The sequence below is a fragment of the Kribbella sp. NPDC023855 genome, assembly GCF_040639475.1.
Classification (GTDB): Bacteria; Actinomycetota; Actinomycetes; order Propionibacteriales; family Kribbellaceae; genus Kribbella.
On record NZ_JBFAAA010000002.1, the window covers coordinates 756,914 to 776,939 of the forward strand.

At 68.7% G+C, this 20,026-nt stretch carries 16 protein-coding genes; 12 read left to right on the forward strand and 4 right to left on the reverse strand.

Translation table 11 applies throughout. From position 1 onward, the window contains the following. Window positions 1-5: 5 nt before the first annotated feature. Complete coding sequence (locus tag AB0F51_RS09385) at window positions 6-1,193, reverse strand: spermidine/putrescine ABC transporter substrate-binding protein (protein ID WP_360276517.1); 1,188 nt, start codon at window positions 1,191-1,193, stop codon at window positions 6-8. Between the two features lie 156 nt (window positions 1,194-1,349). Here AB0F51_RS09385 and AB0F51_RS09390 point away from each other — a divergent pair, with 156 nt between their 5' ends. Genes AB0F51_RS09390 through AB0F51_RS09400 form a run of 3 tightly spaced genes read left to right on the forward strand, consistent with a single transcriptional unit; the run spans window position 1,350 to window position 3,686 of the window. Continuing rightward, complete coding sequence (locus AB0F51_RS09390) at window positions 1,350-1,835, forward strand: Lrp/AsnC family transcriptional regulator (RefSeq protein ID WP_360276520.1); 486 nt, start codon at window positions 1,350-1,352, stop codon at window positions 1,833-1,835. Continuing rightward, a complete protein-coding gene (locus tag AB0F51_RS09395; protein ID WP_360276523.1) occupies window positions 1,820-3,241 on the forward strand; it encodes an FAD-binding oxidoreductase in 1,422 nt (473 codons plus the stop codon). Before AB0F51_RS09390 ends, AB0F51_RS09395 begins: the two co-directional genes overlap by 16 nt. 1 nt (window position 3,242) lies before the next feature. Further along, a complete protein-coding gene (locus AB0F51_RS09400) occupies window positions 3,243-3,686 on the forward strand; it encodes an SRPBCC family protein (RefSeq protein ID WP_360276525.1) in 444 nt (147 codons plus the stop codon). Between the two features lie 25 nt (window positions 3,687-3,711). On the opposite strand, the gene AB0F51_RS09405 is transcribed toward AB0F51_RS09400, so the two are convergent. Beyond that, entirely contained in the window at window positions 3,712-4,428 is a 717-nt protein-coding gene (locus AB0F51_RS09405; protein ID WP_360276527.1) for a hypothetical protein, read from the reverse strand. A 79-nt stretch (window positions 4,429-4,507) separates the two neighbouring features. Then, the gene (locus AB0F51_RS09410) at window positions 4,508-5,248 is read right to left on the reverse strand and encodes a GntR family transcriptional regulator (RefSeq protein WP_360276529.1); all 741 of its coding nucleotides are present in this window, start codon (window positions 5,246-5,248) and stop codon (window positions 4,508-4,510) included. Window positions 5,249-5,417: 169 nt separating this feature from the next. On the opposite strand from AB0F51_RS09410, the gene AB0F51_RS09415 reads away from it, so the two are divergent. Genes AB0F51_RS09415 through AB0F51_RS09450 form a run of 8 tightly spaced genes read left to right on the forward strand, consistent with a single transcriptional unit; the run spans window position 5,418 to window position 15,983 of the window. After that, a complete protein-coding gene (locus AB0F51_RS09415) occupies window positions 5,418-6,203 on the forward strand; it encodes a TIGR03084 family metal-binding protein (protein ID WP_360276532.1) in 786 nt (261 codons plus the stop codon). After that, on the forward strand, window positions 6,200-7,927 hold the full coding sequence (locus tag AB0F51_RS09420; protein ID WP_360276535.1) for an acyclic terpene utilization AtuA family protein: 1,728 nt from the start codon (window positions 6,200-6,202) through the stop codon (window positions 7,925-7,927). Before AB0F51_RS09415 ends, AB0F51_RS09420 begins: the two co-directional genes overlap by 4 nt. Further along, the gene (locus AB0F51_RS09425; RefSeq protein ID WP_360276538.1) at window positions 7,924-9,045 is read left to right on the forward strand and encodes an acyl-CoA dehydrogenase family protein; all 1,122 of its coding nucleotides are present in this window, start codon (window positions 7,924-7,926) and stop codon (window positions 9,043-9,045) included. Before AB0F51_RS09420 ends, AB0F51_RS09425 begins: the two co-directional genes overlap by 4 nt. Then, entirely contained in the window at window positions 9,042-10,607 is a 1,566-nt protein-coding gene (locus AB0F51_RS09430; protein ID WP_360276540.1) for a carboxyl transferase domain-containing protein, read from the forward strand. Before AB0F51_RS09425 ends, AB0F51_RS09430 begins: the two co-directional genes overlap by 4 nt. Window positions 10,608-10,612: 5 nt before the next feature. Beyond that, complete coding sequence (locus AB0F51_RS09435; protein WP_360276543.1) at window positions 10,613-12,589, forward strand: biotin carboxylase N-terminal domain-containing protein; 1,977 nt, start codon at window positions 10,613-10,615, stop codon at window positions 12,587-12,589. After that, window positions 12,586-13,743 carry an acyl-CoA dehydrogenase family protein gene (locus AB0F51_RS09440; RefSeq protein WP_360276546.1) on the forward strand — a complete coding sequence of 386 codons (1,158 nt, stop codon included), beginning with the start codon at window positions 12,586-12,588 and terminating at the stop codon, window positions 13,741-13,743. Before AB0F51_RS09435 ends, AB0F51_RS09440 begins: the two co-directional genes overlap by 4 nt. Before the next feature lie 50 nt (window positions 13,744-13,793). Continuing rightward, entirely contained in the window at window positions 13,794-15,359 is a 1,566-nt protein-coding gene (locus AB0F51_RS09445; RefSeq protein ID WP_360276548.1) for an AMP-binding protein, read from the forward strand. Window positions 15,360-15,374: 15 nt separating this feature from the next. After that, window positions 15,375-15,983 (forward strand): TetR/AcrR family transcriptional regulator, encoded by a 609-nt coding sequence (locus AB0F51_RS09450; RefSeq protein WP_360276551.1) that lies wholly within the window; start codon window positions 15,375-15,377, stop codon window positions 15,981-15,983. A gap of 176 nt (window positions 15,984-16,159) precedes the next feature. On the opposite strand, the gene AB0F51_RS09455 is transcribed toward AB0F51_RS09450, so the two are convergent. Next, window positions 16,160-18,433 carry an NACHT domain-containing protein gene (locus AB0F51_RS09455; RefSeq protein ID WP_360277263.1) on the reverse strand — a complete coding sequence of 758 codons (2,274 nt, stop codon included), beginning with the start codon at window positions 18,431-18,433 and terminating at the stop codon, window positions 16,160-16,162. A gap of 138 nt (window positions 18,434-18,571) precedes the next feature. Between AB0F51_RS09455 and AB0F51_RS09460 the strand changes: the two genes are divergently transcribed. Beyond that, window positions 18,572-20,020 (forward strand): MDR family MFS transporter, encoded by a 1,449-nt coding sequence (locus tag AB0F51_RS09460; protein ID WP_360276554.1) that lies wholly within the window; start codon window positions 18,572-18,574, stop codon window positions 20,018-20,020. Window positions 20,021-20,026: the final 6 nt, after the last annotated feature.

Consider the following 20,026-nt stretch of genomic DNA (forward strand, 5'->3'; position numbering starts at 1 on the left):
AGCGGTCAGCCCCCGATCGCGAGGTTGAAGTCGGTTTCGTAGAGCTTCGCCTTGGCCGTGTCCAGCGGCATGAACGCGAAGGTCTTGTCCAGCACGGACTTGTCCGGGAAGATCAGCGGGCTGTCGACCAGCTCGGGGTCGACCTTCTCCATCGCCGCACGGGCGCCGTCGACCGGGCAGATGTAGTTCACCCAGGCCGCCAGCGTCGCCGCGACCTCCGGGTCGTAGTAGTAGTTCATCAGCGCCTCGGCATTCGCCTTGTGGGCGGCCTTGTTCGGCACCAGCAGGTTGTCCGACCAGAGCGCCAGCCCCTCTTCGGGGACGACGAACTTGATGTCCGGGTTGTCCGCCTGGAGCGCCAGCACGTCACCCGACCAGGCCTGGCAGGCGACGATGTTGCCCGCGTTGAGGTCCTGCACGTAGTCGTTGCCGGTGAAGCGGCGGATCTGCCCGGAGGCGACGTACCGGCTGAGTCTTTCCAGCGCCTTGGTCCAGGCCGCGTCGTCGAACTTGTTCGGGTCGGCGCCTTCCAACCGGAGCATGAACGACATCGTGTCGGGCATCTCGGACAGCATGGTGACCTTGCCCTTGAGATCGCCGCGGCTGAGCAGATCGGCGAAGCTGCCGACCTCCTTGGTGAACTTCGCGTTGTAGGCGATCCCGGTCAGGCCGGTCTGCCAGGGCACGCTGTGGTCGCGGTTCGGGTCCCAGCGGGGGGCTTTCAGTTGCTTGAGCAGATGCTTGTCGACGTTCGGCAGGTTGGCGTGGTCGAGCTTCTGGATCCAGCCGAGGCCGACCGTGCGGGCGGCCATCCAGTCGGTCAGCACGAAGATGTCGCGGCCGCAGGGCTGGCAGGCGCCGAGCTGGTCGCGCACCTTGGCGTAGAACTCGGCGTTGTCGTTGACGTCCGCGGTGTAGGTGACCTTGATCCCGGTCTGCTTCTCGAACGCGGCCAGGGTCGGCAGCACGGTCTTGCCGTTGACCTTCTCCTCCGACTCGTCCATGTAGCTCGGCCAGTTGGAGAAGATCAGCGTCTTCTCGGTCGCCGACAGGTCGGTACTCAGGCAGCTGCCGGCACTCTGTTTCGCGGCCGGGATGCCGCAGGCGCTGAGCAGGCCACCCGCCCCCACCCCGAGCGCGGCCCCGCGGAGGACGGCCCGGCGCCCGATCACCGGCTGCGGACGAGAGCTCATCCGACCTCCTAGCAGAGTCATTCTGAGGGACTTTCGCGGGCGATACTGTCAAACGAATTTCGCCAAGACAAGGGATTCCGTAGTTGCATCGTCATTTGGCAACGGATTCCGGTACTACGGGTTGCCGCGGCCCGGTGACGCTGAAAGGATCTGCTGGTGACCGGACGCACGGGGACTCCCGACAAGAACACCGCGGTACTGCTCGACGACATCGCCAAGGCCATCATCCGGCAGCTCCAACTGGACGGCCGCAAGTCCTACGCCGCGATCGGCAAGGCGGTCGGGTTGTCCGAGGCCGCGGTCCGGCAACGGGTGCAGCGGCTCACCGACGCCGGCGTCATGCAGGTGGTCGCCGTGACCGATCCGCTCGAGATGGGCTTCGCCCGGCAGGCAATGATCGGCATCAAGGCCGAAGGCGCGCTGGAGCCGATCGCCGAGGAACTCGCGGCGATGGACGAGATCGAGTACGTCGTGATCACGGCCGGCTCCTTCGACCTGCTCGCCGAGGTGCTCTGCGAGAGCGACGAGCAGTTGCTCAAGGTGCTGTCCGAGCGGGTCCGGTCGATCAAGGGCGTGAAGGTGACCGAGACGTTCGTCTACCTGAAGCTGGTCAAGCAGACCTACTCGTGGGGTGTGCGCTGATCCTCTGGGCCGAGACCGCGGATCCTGCGGAGCCCGAGCGGCACGCAGGCTCCGCCGGGTCGGCCGGGGCCGCGGGGTCGGGGGTGAATCGGTCGCCGCTCGCCGGTGACCGGGACGCCGACGTAGCGATCGTCGGCGCCGGGTACACCGGCCTGTGGACGGCGTACTACCTGGCGAAGGCCGATCCGAGTCTGCGGATCGTCGTGCTCGAGGCGGAGACCGTCGGGTTCGGTGCCTCCGGGCGCAACGGCGGCTGGTGTTCCGCACTGTTCCCGGTCTCGTCGCGGCGGCTCGCCTCGCTGCCTGGTTCGAGTCGTGAGTTGGCAATCGCGATGCACTGGGCGATGCAGGGCTCGGTGAACGAGGTCGGGCGGGTCAGTGCGCTCGAAGGCATCGACTGCGACTACCACAAGGGCGGCACGATCGTGCTGGCTCGGTCGGCCGCCCAGTTGGCTCGCGCGCGGGCCGAGGTGGCCGAGGCCACGGAGTGGGGGCCGGGCGATCTGCGCTTCCTGGAACCCGACGAGGTCGCCACCAAGGTCCGCGCGAAAAAGGTGCTGGGGGCAACATTTACGCCACATTGCGCGGCGATTCATCCGGGCAAGCTGGTGCGCGGGCTGGCCGCTGTGGTTGAGCGGCTCGGCGTGACGATCCACGAGCAGACGCGCGTCCTGGCGATCGAGCCCGGCCGGGCTCGCACGCAGTACGGCGTACTGCGTGCTGAGGTCGTCGTCCGGGCGACCGAAGGGTTCACGCCTTCGCTGGCTGGGGAGTCGCGGACGGTGGCGCCGGTGTACTCGTTGATGGTGGCAACGGAGCCGTTGTCTGCGGCAACCTGGGAGCGGATCGGGCTGGCGGATCGGCCGACGTTCAGCGATCACCGGCATCTGGTGATCTACGGGCAGCGGACTGCGGATGGGCGGCTCGCCTTCGGCGGGCGGGGTGCGCCGTACCACTTCGGCTCCCGGATCAGGCCGTCGTTCGACAGTGAGCCACGGGTCTTCGCCGCGCTACAGGCGACGTTGCGCGGGCTCTTCGACGGGTTGGACGACGTCGCGTTCACGCATGCGTGGGGTGGCGCGCTCGGCGTACCGCGGGACTGGTGTGCGTCGGTCGGGATCGACCACGGGACCGGCCTGGCCTGGGCCGGCGGCTATGTCGGCGACGGCGTCAGTACGACGAACCTGGCCGGCCGGACGTTGACCGACCTCATCCTTCGCCGGGACACCCGGCTGATCCACCTCCCCTGGGTCGACCACCGCTCACCGCGCTGGGAACCCGAACCGCTCCGTTGGCTCGGCATCAACGCTGGACTCCGGGTGATGACCGCGGCTGATACTGAGGAGAGACTGACGCGGCGGGACAGCCGCATCGCTCGCTGGATGGCTCCCCTGCTCGGAGGTTGAGATGGCCGTCGACGTACTGACCGAGATCGTGATCGAGCGACCGGTGGCCGAGGTGGCGGCGTACGCCGGGGAGCCGGGGAACGCGCCGGAGTGGTACGCGAACATCGAGTCGGTCGAGTGGCTGACGGAGCCGCCGATCGCGGTCGGGTCGCGGATGAACTTCGTCGCGCACTTTCTGGGGAGGCGGCTCGCGTACACGTACGAGGTGATCGAGCTGGTGCCGCTCGAACGGTTGGTGATGCGGACGGCGCAGGGACCGTTTCCGATGGAGACGAGCTACCAGTGGTCGGCCGAGAGGGATGGTGCGACGCGGATGACGTTGCGCAATCGCGGCGAGCCTTCCGGGTTCGCCGGGGTGGCCGGACCGTTGATGGCGGCAGCGATGCGTCGGGCGAACCAGAAAGATCTGGCCCGGCTGAAAGCACTGATGGAATCCACGGGCTGACGCGTCGGCCCCCACCGGGCTGGGCTCAGCCAGTGGCTTGGGCGGTCAGCGCAGGGAGGGTGGGGAAGTTGGCGAGGTCGGGGAGTGAGGGGAGGTCTGCCAGCGAGGGCCGCTCGATGCTGGCGCGGCCGGCGAGGAGGGCCTGGAGTGGCGCGCCGTAAAGGATCGTGGGGTCGCGGAGCCACTCCTCGACAACGGGTACGGCGGCACGCTGGTGGTTGGAGAGGTCACGCAGGCTCAGCTCGTCGACGTCGACCGGGTTGCCGGTGAGTTCGACGATGTCGCTCATCAGGCCGCCGACCTGCTCCTCCCAGAGAAGGTTGTCGGTGGCAACATCGTCGGACCGGATCAGCAGCAGTGTGACGTCACTGGTGAGATCGCCCTCACCCCGGGCGGCAGCGCCGTACAGGCTGGCGTGCAGTGGTGGGATGCGCCAGGAGGCGATGTTGGCCGCGAGGGTGTCGGCGAAGGTCGCACGGAGGTTGGCGAGCAGCTCGACGGCTTGGGCTGCGAGGTGCGAGCGGTTGAGCCGATAGAGCAACGAACTGCCGGCCTCGTCGACGTGGACCAACCCGGTCGAGGCCAGCCGCTGGAGGACCAGCCGGACACCGGCCACGCTGCCGGTTCCTGCTTCGGCATGCACTTGGCGACCCGACAACATCCGGTCGGCGCGGGCGAGAACTTGGAGCACAGGACCGTCGAGCGAGGGGATGACGGTACTGATCGGAGTACTGAAATCCACCGGCTACCGCGCCCACAATTCCGTCCACGTGATCACTATTGTGATCATAGTGACCGGCCGCTCACACTCTGTCAGCGGGTCAGAGGCCCCTGGCGTCGGCGCGCGCGGTCGGGGTCATCCGGAGTTCGGCGGTGAAGGCGTAGCGGTCGCCGCGGTAGACGGCCGACGTGTACTCGAAGACGCGCTCGCGGCGGTCGAAGCTGACGCCGTGCAGGGCCAGGCACGGCTGGGTGCCGGGGATGTTGAGCCACTCGGCCGTCTTGGCGTCGGGCATCACGGGTTCGAGCTTCGACGTACCGCTGACCAGTTCGATGCCGTAGCGGTCGGTCAGCAACTCGTAGAGCGAGCCGCTCAGATCCTCGGCTTCGAGTCCGGGGACGTAGCTGCCGGGGAGCGTGGTGCGCTCGACCACCATCGGCAGGTCGTCGGCGAGCCGGAGCCGGGTGAAGGTGAGCACAGGATCGCCGACCGGGATCCGGAGCCGGCGCGCGGCTGCCCGCTCGGCCTTCTGCCGGCGGAACTCCAGCGTCTGGCTTCCCGGCTGCATGCCCCGGCGGCGGATGTCCTCGGAGAAGCCCATCATGCCGAGCCACTTCGCCACCTTCGGGCGGGCGGTATAGGTACCGCTGCCGTGCCTGCGGACCAGCAGCTCCTCGATCACCAGCTCGTCGACCGCCCGGCGCAACGTCATCCGCGCGACGTTCCAGCGCGCGGACAGTTCCCGCTCAGGCGGCAGCGCGGCACCTTCCGGCAGGGTGTCGATCAGGCTGAGCAACAGCGCCCGGATCTCAGCGGCCTTACCGGGCAACGAACTGTGCATCTGCCCTGCCTAACACCCCACCGGTCTTCCCCGGAAGCCCTTCGAACCTCATCGAACAACGCTCGACTAGACCAATCGCCGTCGGCGCCCGCAAAAACAATCACGTGTGCTTGATTCTTGCCGGTGACGGTGGGAGGCTCGGGGGACTGGTCTAGGGCGGGAGTGGCGCGTGCTGGATGTGGTGCTGGACGATCTGAGTGCTGAGAGTGTCGAGCTCGACCTCCTGGTCGGCGGGCTGGCGGCCGATGGCTGGAGTACGCCGACGCCTGCCGAGGGGTGGACGATCGCGCATCAGATCGCACACCTGGCCTGGACGGATGAGGCGGCGCGGCTGGCTGCGGCGGAGCCTGACGAGTTCCAGGTGGAGTTGCGGAAGGCCGCGGAGAACCCGACCGGATTTGTGGACGACGGGGCCGCTGAGGGTGCCGCGCTGACGCCGGGAGAGCTGCTGACGTACTGGCGGCAGACGCGGGGTGAGTTGCAGGAGGCGTTGCGGGCGGTGCCTGCTGGGCAGAAGATCGCCTGGTTCGGGCCGCCGATGAGCCCGGCCTCGATGGCGACGGCGCGGTTGATGGAGACGTGGGCGCACGGGCAGGACGTCGCGGACGCGCTCGGTGTCACGCGGAAGCCGAGCAACCGGTTGAAGCACGTCGCGCACCTCGCAGTACGGACTCGGGACTTCGCTTATCTGTTGAATGATCGGCAGCCGCCGGCCGTGCCGTTCAATGTCGAGCTCACCGGGCCGGATGGCGACCGATGGACCTGGGGGCCTGAGGACGCCGAGCAGCGGGTGAGCGGGCCGGCGCTGGACTTCTGCCTGCTCGCGACGCAGCGGCGGCATCGCGACGACCTCGAAGTACAGGCTGTTGGTACCGAGGCGGACGAGTGGCTGGGCATCATCCAGGCGTTCGCCGGGTTGCCGGGCAAGGGTCGCGAGCGCGGGCAGTTCGCATGAGCGAACGCGAGCCGATCAGGATCGGGAACGCCTCGGGGTTCTACGGCGATCGGTTCAGCGCGTTTCACGAGATGCTGACCGGCGGGCCGCTCGACGTACTGACCGGTGACTATCTGGCTGAGTTGACCATGCTGATCCTCGGCCGGGATCGGTTGAAGGACCCGTCGCTCGGCTACGCGAAGACCTTCCTCAAACAGCTCGAGACCGGCCTGGGCGAGGCGCTGGATCGCGGCGTCAAGGTGGTCAGCAACGCCGGCGGGCTCAACCCCGCGGGTCTCGTGCAAGCCATCCAGGAGCTCGCGGACAAGCTCGGCCTGCACCCGAAGATCGCGTACGTCGAAGGTGACGACCTGCTCGCCCGGGCCAAGGAACTCGACCTCGGCCAGCCCCTGACCGCCAACGCGTACCTCGGCGCGTGGGGTATCGCCGCGGCGCTCGACGCCGGAGCAGACGTGGTCGTCACCGGCCGGGTCACCGACGCCTCGGTGATCGTCGGGCCGGCCGCCGCGCACCACGGCTGGCGACGCGACCAGTACGACGAACTCGCGGGCGCCGTCGTCGCCGGACACGTGATCGAGTGCGGCTGTCAGGCGACGGGCGGCAACTACGCGTTCTTCCGCGAGCTCCGCAACTTCGGCCGGCCCGGTTTTCCGATCGCGGAGATCCACGCCGACGGCAGCAGCGTGATCACCAAGCACGACGGCACCGGCGGCGCGGTCACCATCGACACGGTCAAGGCGCAGCTGCTCTACGAGATCACCGGCGCCCGGTACGCCGGTCCGGACGTGACCGCCCGGCTCGACACGATCGAGCTGGCCGAGGACGGCCCGGACCGGATCCGGATCAGCGGCGTCGAAGGCGAGCCACCGCCCCCGACGTACAAGGTGTCGCTGAACAGCATCGGCGGGTTCCGCAACGAGGTGACGTTCGTGCTCACCGGGCTGGAGCTGGAGGCGAAGGCGGAGCTGGTCCAGCGGCAGCTCGAGCAAGGGCTTCAAACCAGACCTGCGGAGCTCAAGTGGTCGCTCGTGTGGACCGAGCAGCCGAACGCGGAGACCGAGGAAGAAGCGAGCGTGCTGCTCAAGTGCACGGTCAAGGACGCCGATCCGAAAGTGGTTGGCCGCGCCTTCTCCAACGCCGCGATCGAGCTGGCCCTGGCGAGCTACCCCGGCTTCCACGTGACGGCTCCGCCTGGCGACGCCTCGCCGTACGGCGTCTTCACGGCCGGGTACGTCGATGCGCGCAAGGTCGACCATGTTGTCGTCCTCCCCGACGGCAGTCGCGTATCCATCGAGCCTTCGGAAGAGACCCAGGAGCTGGAGATCGCGGAAGGCGGCGCGTTGCCGATGCCGTTGCCGCAACTGGTGGCGGCGGGGCGGCCCGCCCGGTCGCTCACGCGGGAGGTCCCGCTGGGCCGGATCGCGGGCGCGCGGAGTGGCGACAAGGGCGGCGACGCGAACGTCGGGGTGTGGGTGCGGAACGAGACCGCCTGGCGATGGTTCGCGCACACGTTGACGGTCGAGAAGTTCCGGGAGCTGTTGCCGGAGACGGCGAACCTGCCGGTGACCAGGCATGTCCTCCCGAATCTGTGGGCGCTGAACTTCGTCGTCGGCGGGCTGCTGGGCGAGGGAGTCGCCTCGCAGGCGCGCTTCGATCCCCAGGCGAAGGCGGTCGGGGAGTGGCTGCGCTCGCGGTACGTCGACGTACCGGAAGTGTTGTTGTGAACGCGTTCCGGGACAGCGTGCGGCGGTTCATGACCGCGGAGGTACTGCCGAACCTGGACCAGTGGGAGCGCGACGGGGAGCTGCCGCGCGAGCTGCACAAGAAGGCCGGCCAGCTCGGTCTGCTCGGGGTCGCGTTTCCCGAGGCGGTCGGGGGTGGCGGTGGATCGCTGGCCGACGCGATCGCGGTGGTCGAGGAGATGCACTACGCCGGCGGGTCCGGCGGGCTGGTCGCCTCGCTGCTCACCTGCGGAATCGCCCTTCCCCATATCGTTGCTGCTGGCAACCAGCCGCAGATCGACCGCTGGGTGCGGCCAACGCTGGACGGCTCATTGATCGGCTCGCTCGCGATCACCGAACCGGACGGTGGCTCCGACGTCGCCTCGCTCCGTACGACGGCCCGCCGCGACGGGGACGACTTCATCGTCAACGGCGCCAAGACCTACATCACCTCGGGCTGCCGCGCCGACTTCGTCACCACGGCGGTCCGCACCGGTGGGCCGGGTGCGCACGGCATCTCGCTGCTCGTGATCGAGCGCGGTACGCCGGGCTTCGAGGTCTCGCGCAAGCTGGAGAAGCTGGGCTGGCTCTGCTCGGACACGGCCGAGTTGTCCTTCACCGACGTCCGGGTGCCGGCAAGTAATCTGGTCGGCGCGGAGGGCTCGGGCTTCGTCCAACTGGCGCAGAACTTCGTCGCCGAGCGGCTGACCCTCGCAGTACAGGCCTATGCGGGCGCGCAGCGCGCTCTCGACCTGACAGTGGCGTGGTGCCTTGACCGGGAGACCTTCGGGCGGCCGTTGATCTCGCGGCAGACCGTGCAGCACACGCTGACCGAGATGGCGCGGCGGATCGACGTCGCCCGGGTCTACACCCACGAGGTGGTCCGGCGTGCCGAAGCAGGTGAGGACGTGATCGCCGAGATGTGCTTCGCCAAGAACACCGCGGTAGAGGCGGGCGCCTGGGTGTGTGATCAGGCGCTGCAACTGCACGGCGGGTTCGGTTACATGCGCGAGGCCGAGGTCGAGCGGCAGTACCGCGACCAGAAGATCCTCGCCATCGGCGGCGGTACCACCGAGATCATGACCGGCCTGGCGGCCAAGAGACTGGGGTTCACCGGATGAGCAATCGCGAGGCGATGCTGGAGAAACTGACCGCGCTGGAGGCCGAGCACGCCAAGGCGCTGGCCGGCGGCGGCCCGAAGTACGTCGAGCGGCATCACAAGCGCGGCAAGCTGCTCGCGCGGGAGCGGATCGAGTTGCTGCTCGACCCGGACACCGCGTTCCTGGAGCTGTCGCCGCTCGCGGGGTGGGGCAGCGACTTCACCGTCGGCGCGAGCCTGATCACCGGGATCGGCGTGGTTTGCGGGGTCGAGTGTCTGATCACCGCGAACGATCCGACGGTGAAGGGTGGCGCGAGCAACCCGTGGACGCTGCGGAAGGCGCTGCGGTCGGACGAGATCGCCCGGGCGAACCGGTTGCCGGTGATCAGCCTGGTCGAGTCGGGTGGCGCTGATCTGCCGACGCAGAAGGAGATCTTCATCCCCGGCGGCGCGATGTTCCGCAACCTGACCCGGTTGTCGGCCGAGGGGATCCCGACGATCGCGCTGGTTTTCGGCAACTCGACCGCCGGTGGCGCGTACATCCCGGGCATGAGCGACTACGTGGTGATGGTCGACGGTGGCGCGAAGGTGTTCCTGGCCGGGCCGCCGCTGGTCAAGATGGCGACCGGTGAGGACGCCGACGACGAGTCGCTCGGTGGCGCCGCGATGCACGCACGGGTCTCCGGGCTGGCCGACTACTTCGCCGTCGACGAGCGGGACGCGATCCGGCTCGGCCGGCAGATCGTCTCGCGGCTGAACTGGAAGAAGCTCGGCCCGCCACCGGCACCGGAGTACGAGGAGCCGTTGTACTCCGAGGACGAGCTGCTGGACATCGTGCCGGGTGACCTGAAGATTCCGTTCGACCCGCGGGACGTGATCGCCCGGGTGGTGGACGGGTCGGTGTTCGACGAGTTCAAGCCGCAGTACGGGTCGTCGCTGGCGACCGGGTGGGCGTCGGTGCACGGCTATCCGGTGGGGATCCTGGCCAATGCGCGCGGGGTGCTGTTCAGCGAAGAGGCGCAGAAGGCGGCGCAGTTCATCCAGCTGGCGAACCGGGCCGGCACGCCGCTGATCTTCCTGCACAACACGACCGGGTACATGGTCGGGCAGGAGTACGAGCAGGGCGGGATCATCAAGCACGGCGCGCAGATGATCAACGCGGTCTCCAACTCTCGTGTTCCGCATCTTTCGATCCTGATGGGGGCGTCGTACGGCGCCGGGCACTACGGGATGTGCGGACGGGCCTTCGATCCACGGTTCCTGTTCGCCTGGCCGTCGGCGAAGTCGGCGGTGATGGGACCGCAGCAGCTCGCCGGGGTGCTGTCGATCGTCGCCCGCGCCGCCGCGGCCGCCAAGAACCAGCCGTACGACGAGGACGGGGACGCCGCGATGCGGGCTTACGTGGAAGGCCAGATCGAGGCGGAGTCCCTGCCGATGTTCCTGTCGGGACGGCTGTACGACGACGGCGTGATCGACCCGCGGGACACCCGGACCGTGCTGGGCATCTGCCTGTCGGCGATCCACTCCGCCCCGGTCGAGGGCACCCGCTTCGACGGCGCCAACTTCGGCGTCTTCCGGATGTGATGGCGATGATCACGTCGGTGCTGGTGGCGAATCGTGGGGAGATCGCGCGGCGGGTGTTCCGGACGGCACGGGACGTGGGCGCGTCGACGGTCGCGGTGCACTCGACGGCGGACGCATCGGCGCCGTACGTCGCGGAGGCGGATGCCGCGGTGCACTTGCCCGGTACTGCCCCCGGTGACACCTATCTGCGCGGCGAACTGGTGATCGAGGCCGCGCTCAAGGCTGGGGCGGATGCGATCCATCCCGGATATGGGTTCCTGTCCGAGAACGCCGAGTTCGCGGCGGCGGTGATCGAGGCCGGGCTGACCTGGATCGGGCCGCCGGTCGAGGCGATCTCGTCGATGGGGTCGAAGATCGAGGCGAAGAAGCTGATGGACGCGGCGGGGGTGCCGGTACTGCGGCAACTCGCCGCTGGTGATGTCACCGATGCGGACCTGCCGGTTCTGGTGAAAGCCTCGGCGGGTGGCGGTGGACGGGGTATGCGGGTAGTCGAGCGGCTGGCGGATCTCCGCGCGGAGATCGCGTCCGCCGAGGCCGAAGCGTTGTCGGCCTTCGGGGACGGGACTGTCTTCTGTGAGCCGTATCTGGCGACCGGGCGGCACATCGAAGTACAGGTGCTGGCGGATCAGCACGGGACGGTGTGGGCGGTCGGTGAGCGCGAGTGCTCGATCCAGCGGCGGCATCAGAAGGTCGTCGAGGAGGCTCCTTCGCCTTTGGTGGAACGGCTTCCGTGGATGCGAGAGCAGCTCTTCGAGGCGGCGCGGAAGGCGGCTCAGGCGATCGGGTACGTCGGGGCGGGGACGGTCGAGTTCCTGGCGGACGAGAAGGGTGGCTTCTACTTCCTGGAGATGAACACGCGGCTGCAGGTCGAACACCCGGTCACCGAGTCGACCACCGGGGTGGATCTGGTGGCGCTGCAGTTCGCGATCGCCGCCGGTGAGGCGTTGCCGACTGAGCCGCCTGCTGCTGTTGGGCACTCGATCGAGGTGCGGTTGTACGCCGAGGACCCGGGGAACGACTGGCAACCCCAGACGGGCACCCTTCACCGCTTCGAACTTCCTGGTTCTTCCTTTGCTCCCGGTGGTCCTCGGCAGGGTACGCCGTGGATTCGGGTCGACTCGGGGGTGGTGAGCGGGTCGGAGGTCTCGCCGTACTACGACGCGATGCTGGCGAAGGTGATCGCGTGGGGCGCGACGCGGACGCAGGCGGCGGCGCGGTTGGCGGCTGAGCTGGAACGCGCCAAGATCCACGGCATCCAGACGAACCGCGACCTGTTGGTGCGCACTCTGCGGCATCCCGCCTTCCTGGCTGGTGACACAGACACCACGTTCTTCGAACGCCACTGGGACGCGCGGAGGGTGGGCGAGGGCGGGCTGGGGGCGCCGTTGGCTGATGCTGTGGGCGAGCGGCTTGCTGCGGTGGCGGCGGCGCTGGCTGATGCTGCTTCGCGGCGGGAGCGGGCTGCGGTTCAGCGTCGAGTGCCTTCCGGCTGGCGGAATCTTCCCTCTCAGCCTCAGCGGAAGAGCTATCGGGTGGGCGAGGCGCAGTACGACGTCGACTATCGGGTGACTCGCGACGGGGTGGTTGTCGAAGGCGGTCCGGTGGTGGTTGTCGCCGCGCCTGAGCGAGTGGTGTTTGAGGTTGGTGGGGTGCGGCGGACGTTCGACGTCGCGGCGTATCCGGGGCTGGTTTGTGTGGGGGCTGTGGCGTTGGTGCCGGTTGAGCGGTTTGCGGATCCGGCGCAGCAGCTTGCGGAGGGCGCGTTGGTGGCGCCGATGCCAGGGAGTGTGGTGCGGGTCGGGGTCGCGGTGGGCGACAAGGTGACGCGTGGGCAGGGGCTGGTGTGGTTGGAGGCGATGAAGATGGAGCACACCATCTCCGCGCCGGCCGATGGGGTGGTGACCGAACTCGCCGTTGCCGCTGGGCAGCAGGTCGAGGTCGGGGTGGTCCTGGCCGTAGTACAAGTGGAGGAGGACGCATGAGCTTCGTCGAGTCCGAGGAACGTCGCGCGTTGCGGGCGGCGGTGAGCGAGCTGGGGAAGAAGTACGGCTACGCCTACTTCAACGAGCGAGCGCGCTCCGGCGGGCAGACCACCGAGCTCTGGCAGGAGGCCGGCAAGCTCGGCTACCTCGGCGTCAACCTCCCCGAGCAGTACGGCGGCGGTGGCGGCGGGATGGCCGACCTGTCGATCGTGCTGGAGGAGCTCGGCGCGGCCGGCTGCCCCTTGCTGATGATGGTCGTGTCACCGGCGATCTGCGGCACGGTGATCACCCGGTTCGGTACCGACGGGCAGAAGGAGCACTGGCTACCGACGCTGGCCGACGGGACCACCACGATGGCCTTCGCGATCACCGAACCCGACGCCGGCTCCAACTCGCACGGGATCACCACGACGGCCCGGCGTACCGATGACGGCTGGTCGTTGTCCGGGCGGAAGGTCTACATCTCCGGGCTCGACGTCGCCAAGGCCGTCCTGGTGGTCGGCCGGACCGAGGACGCCCGGACCGGCAAGCTCAAGCCGGCCCTGTTCATCGTGCCGACCGATGCGCCCGGGGTGGAGTTCCGACAGATCGAGATGGACCTGATCAGCCCGGACAAGCAGTTCTCGCTCTTCCTCGACGACGTCCGGCTGCCCGCCGACGCGCTGGTCGGGTCCGAGGACGCCGGCCTGATGCAGCTCTTCGCCGGCCTCAACCCCGAGCGGATCATGGCCTCGGCGTTCGCGATCGGGATCGGCCGGCACGCCCTCGGCAAAGCCGTTGCCTACGTCAAGGAACGGCAGGTCTGGAAGACCCCGATCGGCGCCCACCAGGGGATCGCGCACCCGCTCGCGCAGAACAAGATCGAGCTCGAGCTCGCCCGGCTGATGATGCAGAAGGCCGCCGCCCTGTACGACGCCGGCGACGACCTCGGCGCGGGCGAGGCGGCGAACATGGCCAAGTACGCCGCCGGCGAGGCAACCGTGCGCGCGACCGACCAGGCCGTCCAGTCGCTCGGTGGCAACGGCATGACCGTCGAGTACGGCGTTGCCTCGCTGGTCGCGGCCGCCCGGGCCAGCCGGATCGCGCCGGTCAGCCGGGAAATGATCCTCAACTTCGTCGCGCAGCACAGTTTGGGTCTACCGAAGTCGTACTGATTACGTCACTGTCATCCCCCAAGGCCGTCGTCGTGAGAGAGGACCCCGCCATGGTCATTCAGAGTGAGTACCCGCCCGTCGCGATCCTGGACATGCCGATCCACGACGCCGTGCTCGGCCGCGCCCAGGAGTACGGTGACCGGCCGGCCATGATCGACGGCGTCACCGGGCAGCAGATCAGCTACGCGCAGCTCGACGGGATGAGCCGGCGGATCGCGGCCGGGTTCGCCGAGCTGGGCATCGTGCACGGTGACACGGTCGCGCTCTACAGCCCGAACACGATCATCTATCCGGCCGTCTTCTACGGCGCCACCCGCGCGGGCGCCACGGTGACGACGGTCAACGCGCTCTACACGGCGAACGAGCTGCACAAGCAACTCGTGGACTCGAAGGCGAAATTGCTGGTGACGATTTCGCTCTTCCTGCCGGTTGCGACGGCCGCGGTGGAAGGAACCGGCGTACAGGAGATCCTGGTCTGTGACACGGCCGAGGGATATCGGTCGGTGCTGGAGCTGCTCGCGTCGACGGCGCCGGAGCCCGTGGTCGACATCGATCCGGCCAACGACGTCGCGGTGCTGCCGTACTCGAGTGGGACCACCGGTGCGGCCAAGGGCGTGATGCTGACGCATCGCAACATCGCCACCAACATCGCCCAGGCCGAGCCGATGATCAACCTCGCGGACGGCGAGCGGCTGATCGCGATCCTGCCGTTCTTCCACATCTACGGGCTGACCGTCCTGATGAATCTGCCGCTGCGGCTCGGTGTCACCGTGGTGGTGCTGCCGAAGTTCGACTTGCAGCAGTTCCTGACCGTGCTCGACGAACAGAAGATCACCCGGGCCTTCGTCGCACCGCCGATCGTGCTGGCGCTGGCGAAGCACCCGGCGGTCGATGGCGTTGACCTGTCCTCACTGAAGTACGTGACATCGGCGGCGGCACCGCTCGACGCTGATCTGGCCGAGGCGTGCGCCAAGCGGCTTGGGCTGCACGCAGTACTGCAGGCCTATGGGATGACCGAGTTGTCGCCGGGAACGCACTCGGTACCGCAGGACGACGTCGATCCGCCACGTGGTGCCGTCGGCAAGCTCTTCCCGTCCACCGAGATGCGGCTCGTCGGTGCCGACGGCAACGACGTACCGGCGGGTGAGGTCGGCGAGGTGTGGATCCGCGGCCCGCAGGTGATGAAGGGGTACCTGGGCCGGCCCGAGGAGACGGCCGCGACCATCGATCCGGACGGCTGGCTCCACACCGGCGATCTCGGTCACGTGGACGAGCGCGGCTATCTGTACATCGTCGACCGGGTCAAGGAGCTGATCAAGTACCACGGGTACCAGGTGCCGCCGGCCGAGCTGGAAGCCGTGCTGCTGACCGACACCCGGATCGCGGATGCCGCCGTGATCGGGGTCCAGATCGAGGGCAACGAAGTACCGAAGGCGTTCGTCGTCCCGATGCCCGGAGTGGAGCTGACCGAGGCCGACGTGATCGAGTACGTCGCGGAGCGCGTCGCGCCGTACAAGAAGATCCGGCAGGTGGAGTTCATCGATGCCGTTCCGAAGGCTGCGTCGGGGAAGATCCTGCGGCGTGAGTTGCGAGCTCGGGAGGCTACGCGTGAGTGAACCCCTGGACTCGCTGTGAGTGATGTGCTGCGGGAGCCGCAGCAGGATCGGAGCCGGGCGACTCGCCAGAAGCTGCTGGTGGCGTCGCTCGAGTCGCTGGCCGAAGTGGGCTACTCGGCGACCACTGTCGCGGTGGTGGCGGCTCGGGCGGGTGTGTCCCGGGGAGCGGCGCAGCACCACTTCCCGACGCGGGCTGATCTGTTTGCGGCGGCAGTGGAGTACATGACCGAGGTGCGGCTGGCGGAGATTCGGCAGCAGGCCGCGGGACTGCCCAGCGGCAAGGGGCGGACCGAGGCGATCGTGGGGATGCTTGCTGACGTCTACACGGGTCCGCTGTTCCGTGCTGCGCTGCACCTGTGGGTTGCGGCGTCTACCGAGGAGCCGCTGCGCCAGCAGATCGTGCGGCTGGAGGCGCATGTCGGGCGGCAGGCGCATCGGGCTCTGCTGGAGGTGCTTGAGGTGGAGGAGCGCACGCCGGGTGTGCGGGAGACGGTCCAGGGGGTGCTCGACATGGCTCGCGGCCTGGGGCTGGCCGACCTCCTGACCGACGACGCAGCCCGGCGCCGCGGCATCGTGCGGCAGTGGTCGCTCATCCTTGACCAGGTGCTCGCGGCTGCGCACTAGCGAGCGCTTGGGACGTGGCGGGTGTGGGCTGGCTGGCGCGCTGGGGCGTGGCGGGTGTGGCTGGCTGGCGCGCTGGGGCGTGGCGGGTGTGGGCCGGCTGGCGCGCTGTCGCGTAGCGGGTGTGAGCCGGCTGGCGGGCTGTCGCGTGGCGGGTGTGGGCGGCTGGCTCCTGCGGCTCAGCGGCTGCGGGCTAGGGAGCTGGGGGAGGTTCTGGCGGCTATGCGCTCGTCTACCTTGGCTGCCAGCGTGTCTGGGTCGCACTCGGCCAGGTGGTCGCGCACCAGGAGGTGGATGAAGGCGTACTCGCCTCGGCCAGTCTTGGCCAGCACGTAGCGCTCGGCCGCGTAGCGGAGGAAGGCGCCGCGACGCCAGGGCAGGTATCCGCTCCACCGGAGCAGGAAGCCATGCAGTCCGCGCGACAGAGGACCGGCGAAGACCGGTGCACGCCGTCGCCAGGCCTTCGCGGCAACCGTGCCCGCCACGATGCCCATGACCGGCTCGAGGCCGTTGCTCCACCACAGACTCGCGCCGAGGGCAACAGCGACGAGCAGACCGGCAAGCGCACCGGTACCGGTCCACTTGTCCATCCGCCACCGATCGCCGGCGTGCTCTTCCTTGCTGTGCGGATAGACCAGATGATCCATCGGCAGCGCCTTCACGAAACGGATGCCTTGGGCAACCATCAGCGCTATGGCGGAGCCGGCCACGAAGTCGGTCGGGTGATCGACAGCGTTGAACACCAGCCAGCTTGCCGCGGTGACGCCGAGCAGGCGCACGGTGAGCAGCAGGCGACGCAGGTTGTTGACCGACAGTACGTACTCGAGACCGAAGGAGACCCAGACCACCACACCTTGGAGCGCCAGGCCGAGCCAAGCCGGCAGGCTCTCAACCAGAGCCGTCACGACGAGGGCTGATGCCAGGCCGGCGACGGCGCCTGCGCAGATCATGACCGCGAGCAATCGCCCACGGGGTTGGTCCCTGCCTTGCTGCAGCGTCCACCAGGTGTGTGGTCGCACATGGACCAGCACCAGTGCGATTGCGGCGACTGCGAGTCCGGACGATACGCCGTACAGGGCGGTGGCGGCTGCGGCGGATCCGGCGGCCAGGCCGGCGAAGAGGGCCGGCAGGCAGACCATGTGGGCCAGGTAGCCGACTGCGGGGAGGACCAGGCCGTACCAGCCGTTCGGCGTCAGTCGACGCGGTACTTCGATGCGGTCGCCGGCTCGCGTCCGTGTCCACCAGGCAAGGCACCAGAGCGAGCGGACGGCCGCGCGGGACTCGAAGTGCGGGCTGCTCGGGCGATAGCGAGCCAGCACCTCGGAGATGAAAGTGTCGAACAGGTCTCTGCGGTGATCGGCCAGTACTCCGGCGGCGACCTCGCGGGCGTCCCGGCCTTGGTAGGCGAGCGCCATGACGTTGAGCATCAGTGGCGAGTTGACCAGGTCCCACAGGTCCTCGTCCCGCTCGAGGGCAGCCAGCGCACCGGCTAGCTCTTCGCCGCCGGAGGCGAAGTAGTCGAGCACCTGGCGCCGGCTCAGCGGGCGGATGCGGACAGCGCCGTACAGCTTGAGGCGGTGCTGCAGTTGCTCGTACTCCTGGATGCGGCAGGTGACGGCTAGCTGGCCGACCAGGTAACGCTGGCCCAGCTCGGCCAGTACAGGTGCGAGCTTCTCCTGGTGGGCAAGGGCTACTTCGTCCAGGCCGTCCAGTAGCAGGCCGAGGCGGCCCTTGCTCAACCAGACTCGGCCTACTGCGGCGGGGATCTGGTACCGGTTGGTCAGCTCGGCTAGCAGCCAACGGATGAAGCCTGCGAGTAGAGGGCTGTCGGCCGGGTCATCGTCTTCCTCGCGCGCAGTGGACGCGGTCCAGCTGGCCAGGTCGACAACGACGGGGATCGGGCTGTTGGGATTGCTGTGCGCTTGGGCGGCGAGGGAGCGGGCCAGCTCCAGCAGCAGCGTGGTCTTGCCGGCGCCGGGTGCTCCGAGGATCAGCATGGAGTCCTGGAGGTCGTCGAAGGCCGCGGCGATGTCGGCGTCCTCGCGGATCTCGGTGACGTTGCCGTCGAGCGGCTGGACGAGCAGGTCGTACGGGCGGATCACCGCCTCGGGGCTGACGTCGAGGGCCAGCGCGAGGTTGGTCTGCGAGGCGAGCGAACCGGCGAACCGGTCGGCCAGGTAGCGGTCGACCCGGGCGAGCGCGTTCGGCCGGTTGCGCGGCTGGTCGGCCGAACGCGCCGAGAGCCCGACCGTTCGCCGACTCCGGTACTCCGCCAGCCCGGTGACGATCGCGACCAGCCACAACACCCCGATCGCGGGCCAGGTCCACCCGACGTACGGCGCGAGAAAGTCCGGCGCGGTCCCGCCGGTGCCGACGTTGATCGCGATCGGCAGCAACACCAACGTCAGCGAGATGGTCACCACGAGCACGACCACCCTGAGCAGCCCGCGCATCCTCACCCACGGAGAGTACCCACCAACCGCCCCCACCGCCCCGAAACCCGTGTCCCCCGCAGCCGCTGCCGCGGCTGGTCCAGTGGGTGAAAAGGCGGTCGGGGAATCGTTGTCCGGGGAGTTAGGTTGGACTTTGTCATGACTACTGAGCGGATCGATCGGGCCGGGGTGGGGCTGCGGTCGGAGCGTGGACCGATCCTGCTCGCGGTGATGTTGAGTGTCGGGCTGGTGGCGATCGACGCGACCATCCTGGCGACCGCGGTGCCGTCGGTGGTCGAGGATCTCGGTGGCTTCACCCAGTTCCCCTGGCTGTTCTCCATCTACCTGCTCGCCCAGGCGGTCTCGGTGCCGATCTACGGCAAGCTCGCCGACCTGCGCGGTCGCAAGCCGGTGATGCTGCTCGGCGTGGTGCTCTTCGTGCTCGGCTCGGTGCTCTGCGGGTTCGCCTGGAGCATGCCCGCGCTGATCGCGTTCCGGCTGATCCAGGGCCTCGGCGCCGGTGCGATCCAGCCGATCGCGATGACGATCGTCGGCGACATCTACTCGGTCGCCGAGCGGGCCAAGGTGCAGGGCTACATCGCCAGCGTGTGGGGGATCGCGTCCTTCGTCGGCCCGACCCTCGGCGGCGTGTTCTCCGACTACGTCTCCTGGCGCTGGATCTTCTTCGTCAACGTCCCGCTCGGTCTGGCCGCCGGCCTGGTCTTCTACCGCCGGTTCAAGGAGAACGTCGTCCGGACGACCAAGCCACAGATCGACTACGCCGGCACCATCCTGCTCGCGGTCGGCGGCTCGCTGCTGCTCCTCGGCCTGCTCGAGGGCGGCGTGGTGTGGGCCTGGGACTCGGTCACCAGCATCGCGATCCTCGCCGTCGCCGCCTTGCTGCTCGTCGCCTTCGGGTTCGTGGAGCGACGCGCCGCCGAGCCGGTCCTGCCGCTGTGGGTGCTCGGGCACCGCGTCCTCAACTCGGCCAACTCCTCCGCACTGCTCGTCGGCGTCCTGATGATCGGGCTGTCGACGTACGTGCCGCTGTATGCCCAGGGCGTGCTCGGTACGTCGGCGCTGGTGGCCGGTTTCGCGCTCGCCGCGATGACGCTGGGCTGGCCGATCGCCGCCTCGCTCGCCGGCCGGCTCTACCTGCGGCTCGGGTTCCGGACCACGATGGTGATCGGCTCGGCCTTCGTGGTGACCGGCGCGGGTCTGCTGCTGACCGTCAAGCCGTCGAGCTCGGTCGTCTACCTCGCGTTCGCCTGCTTCGTGATCGGGATCGGCCTCGGCTTCTCCGCGTCGCCCGCGGTGGTGGCAGCGCAGTCGTCAGTCGACTGGAAGAGCCGTGGAGTCGTGACAGGCGCCAACATGTTCGCCCGCTCAGTCGGCAGTGCGGTCGGTGTGGCCATCTTCGGCGCGGTCGCGAACGGAGTGGTGGCCAGCCGGCTCGGCGACAGCCACGGCGACTTGGAACATCTCCCTGGCGAGATCCTCGCGCCAGCCATCCACGACGTGTACTACGGCGCTGCCGCGGCCGCAGTACTCCTGGTCGTCGCAGTCATGTTCATGCCCAACCGAGTCACCGAAGCACCACGAGACTAGGGCTGC

What these genes read in the sequence shown, in the direction of transcription:
- AB0F51_RS09385 (WP_360276517.1), bottom strand. Translation starts at nt 1,193, where the DNA reads ATGAGCTCTCGTCCGCAGCCGGTGATCGGGCGCCGGGCCGTCCTCCGC.
- AB0F51_RS09400 (WP_360276525.1), top strand. Translation starts at nt 3,243, where the DNA reads ATGGCCGTCGACGTACTGACCGAGATCGTGATCGAGCGACCGGTGGCC.
- AB0F51_RS09410 (WP_360276529.1), bottom strand. Translation starts at nt 5,248, where the DNA reads ATGCACAGTTCGTTGCCCGGTAAGGCCGCTGAGATCCGGGCGCTGTTG.
- AB0F51_RS09420 (WP_360276535.1), top strand. Translation starts at nt 6,200, where the DNA reads ATGAGCGAACGCGAGCCGATCAGGATCGGGAACGCCTCGGGGTTCTAC.
- AB0F51_RS09430 (WP_360276540.1), top strand. Translation starts at nt 9,042, where the DNA reads ATGAGCAATCGCGAGGCGATGCTGGAGAAACTGACCGCGCTGGAGGCC.
- AB0F51_RS09435 (WP_360276543.1), top strand. Translation starts at nt 10,613, where the DNA reads ATGATCACGTCGGTGCTGGTGGCGAATCGTGGGGAGATCGCGCGGCGG.
- AB0F51_RS09440 (WP_360276546.1), top strand. Translation starts at nt 12,586, where the DNA reads ATGAGCTTCGTCGAGTCCGAGGAACGTCGCGCGTTGCGGGCGGCGGTG.
- AB0F51_RS09445 (WP_360276548.1), top strand. Translation starts at nt 13,794, where the DNA reads ATGGTCATTCAGAGTGAGTACCCGCCCGTCGCGATCCTGGACATGCCG.
- AB0F51_RS09455 (WP_360277263.1), bottom strand. Translation starts at nt 18,433, where the DNA reads ATGCGCGGGCTGCTCAGGGTGGTCGTGCTCGTGGTGACCATCTCGCTG.
- AB0F51_RS09460 (WP_360276554.1), top strand. Translation starts at nt 18,572, where the DNA reads ATGACTACTGAGCGGATCGATCGGGCCGGGGTGGGGCTGCGGTCGGAG.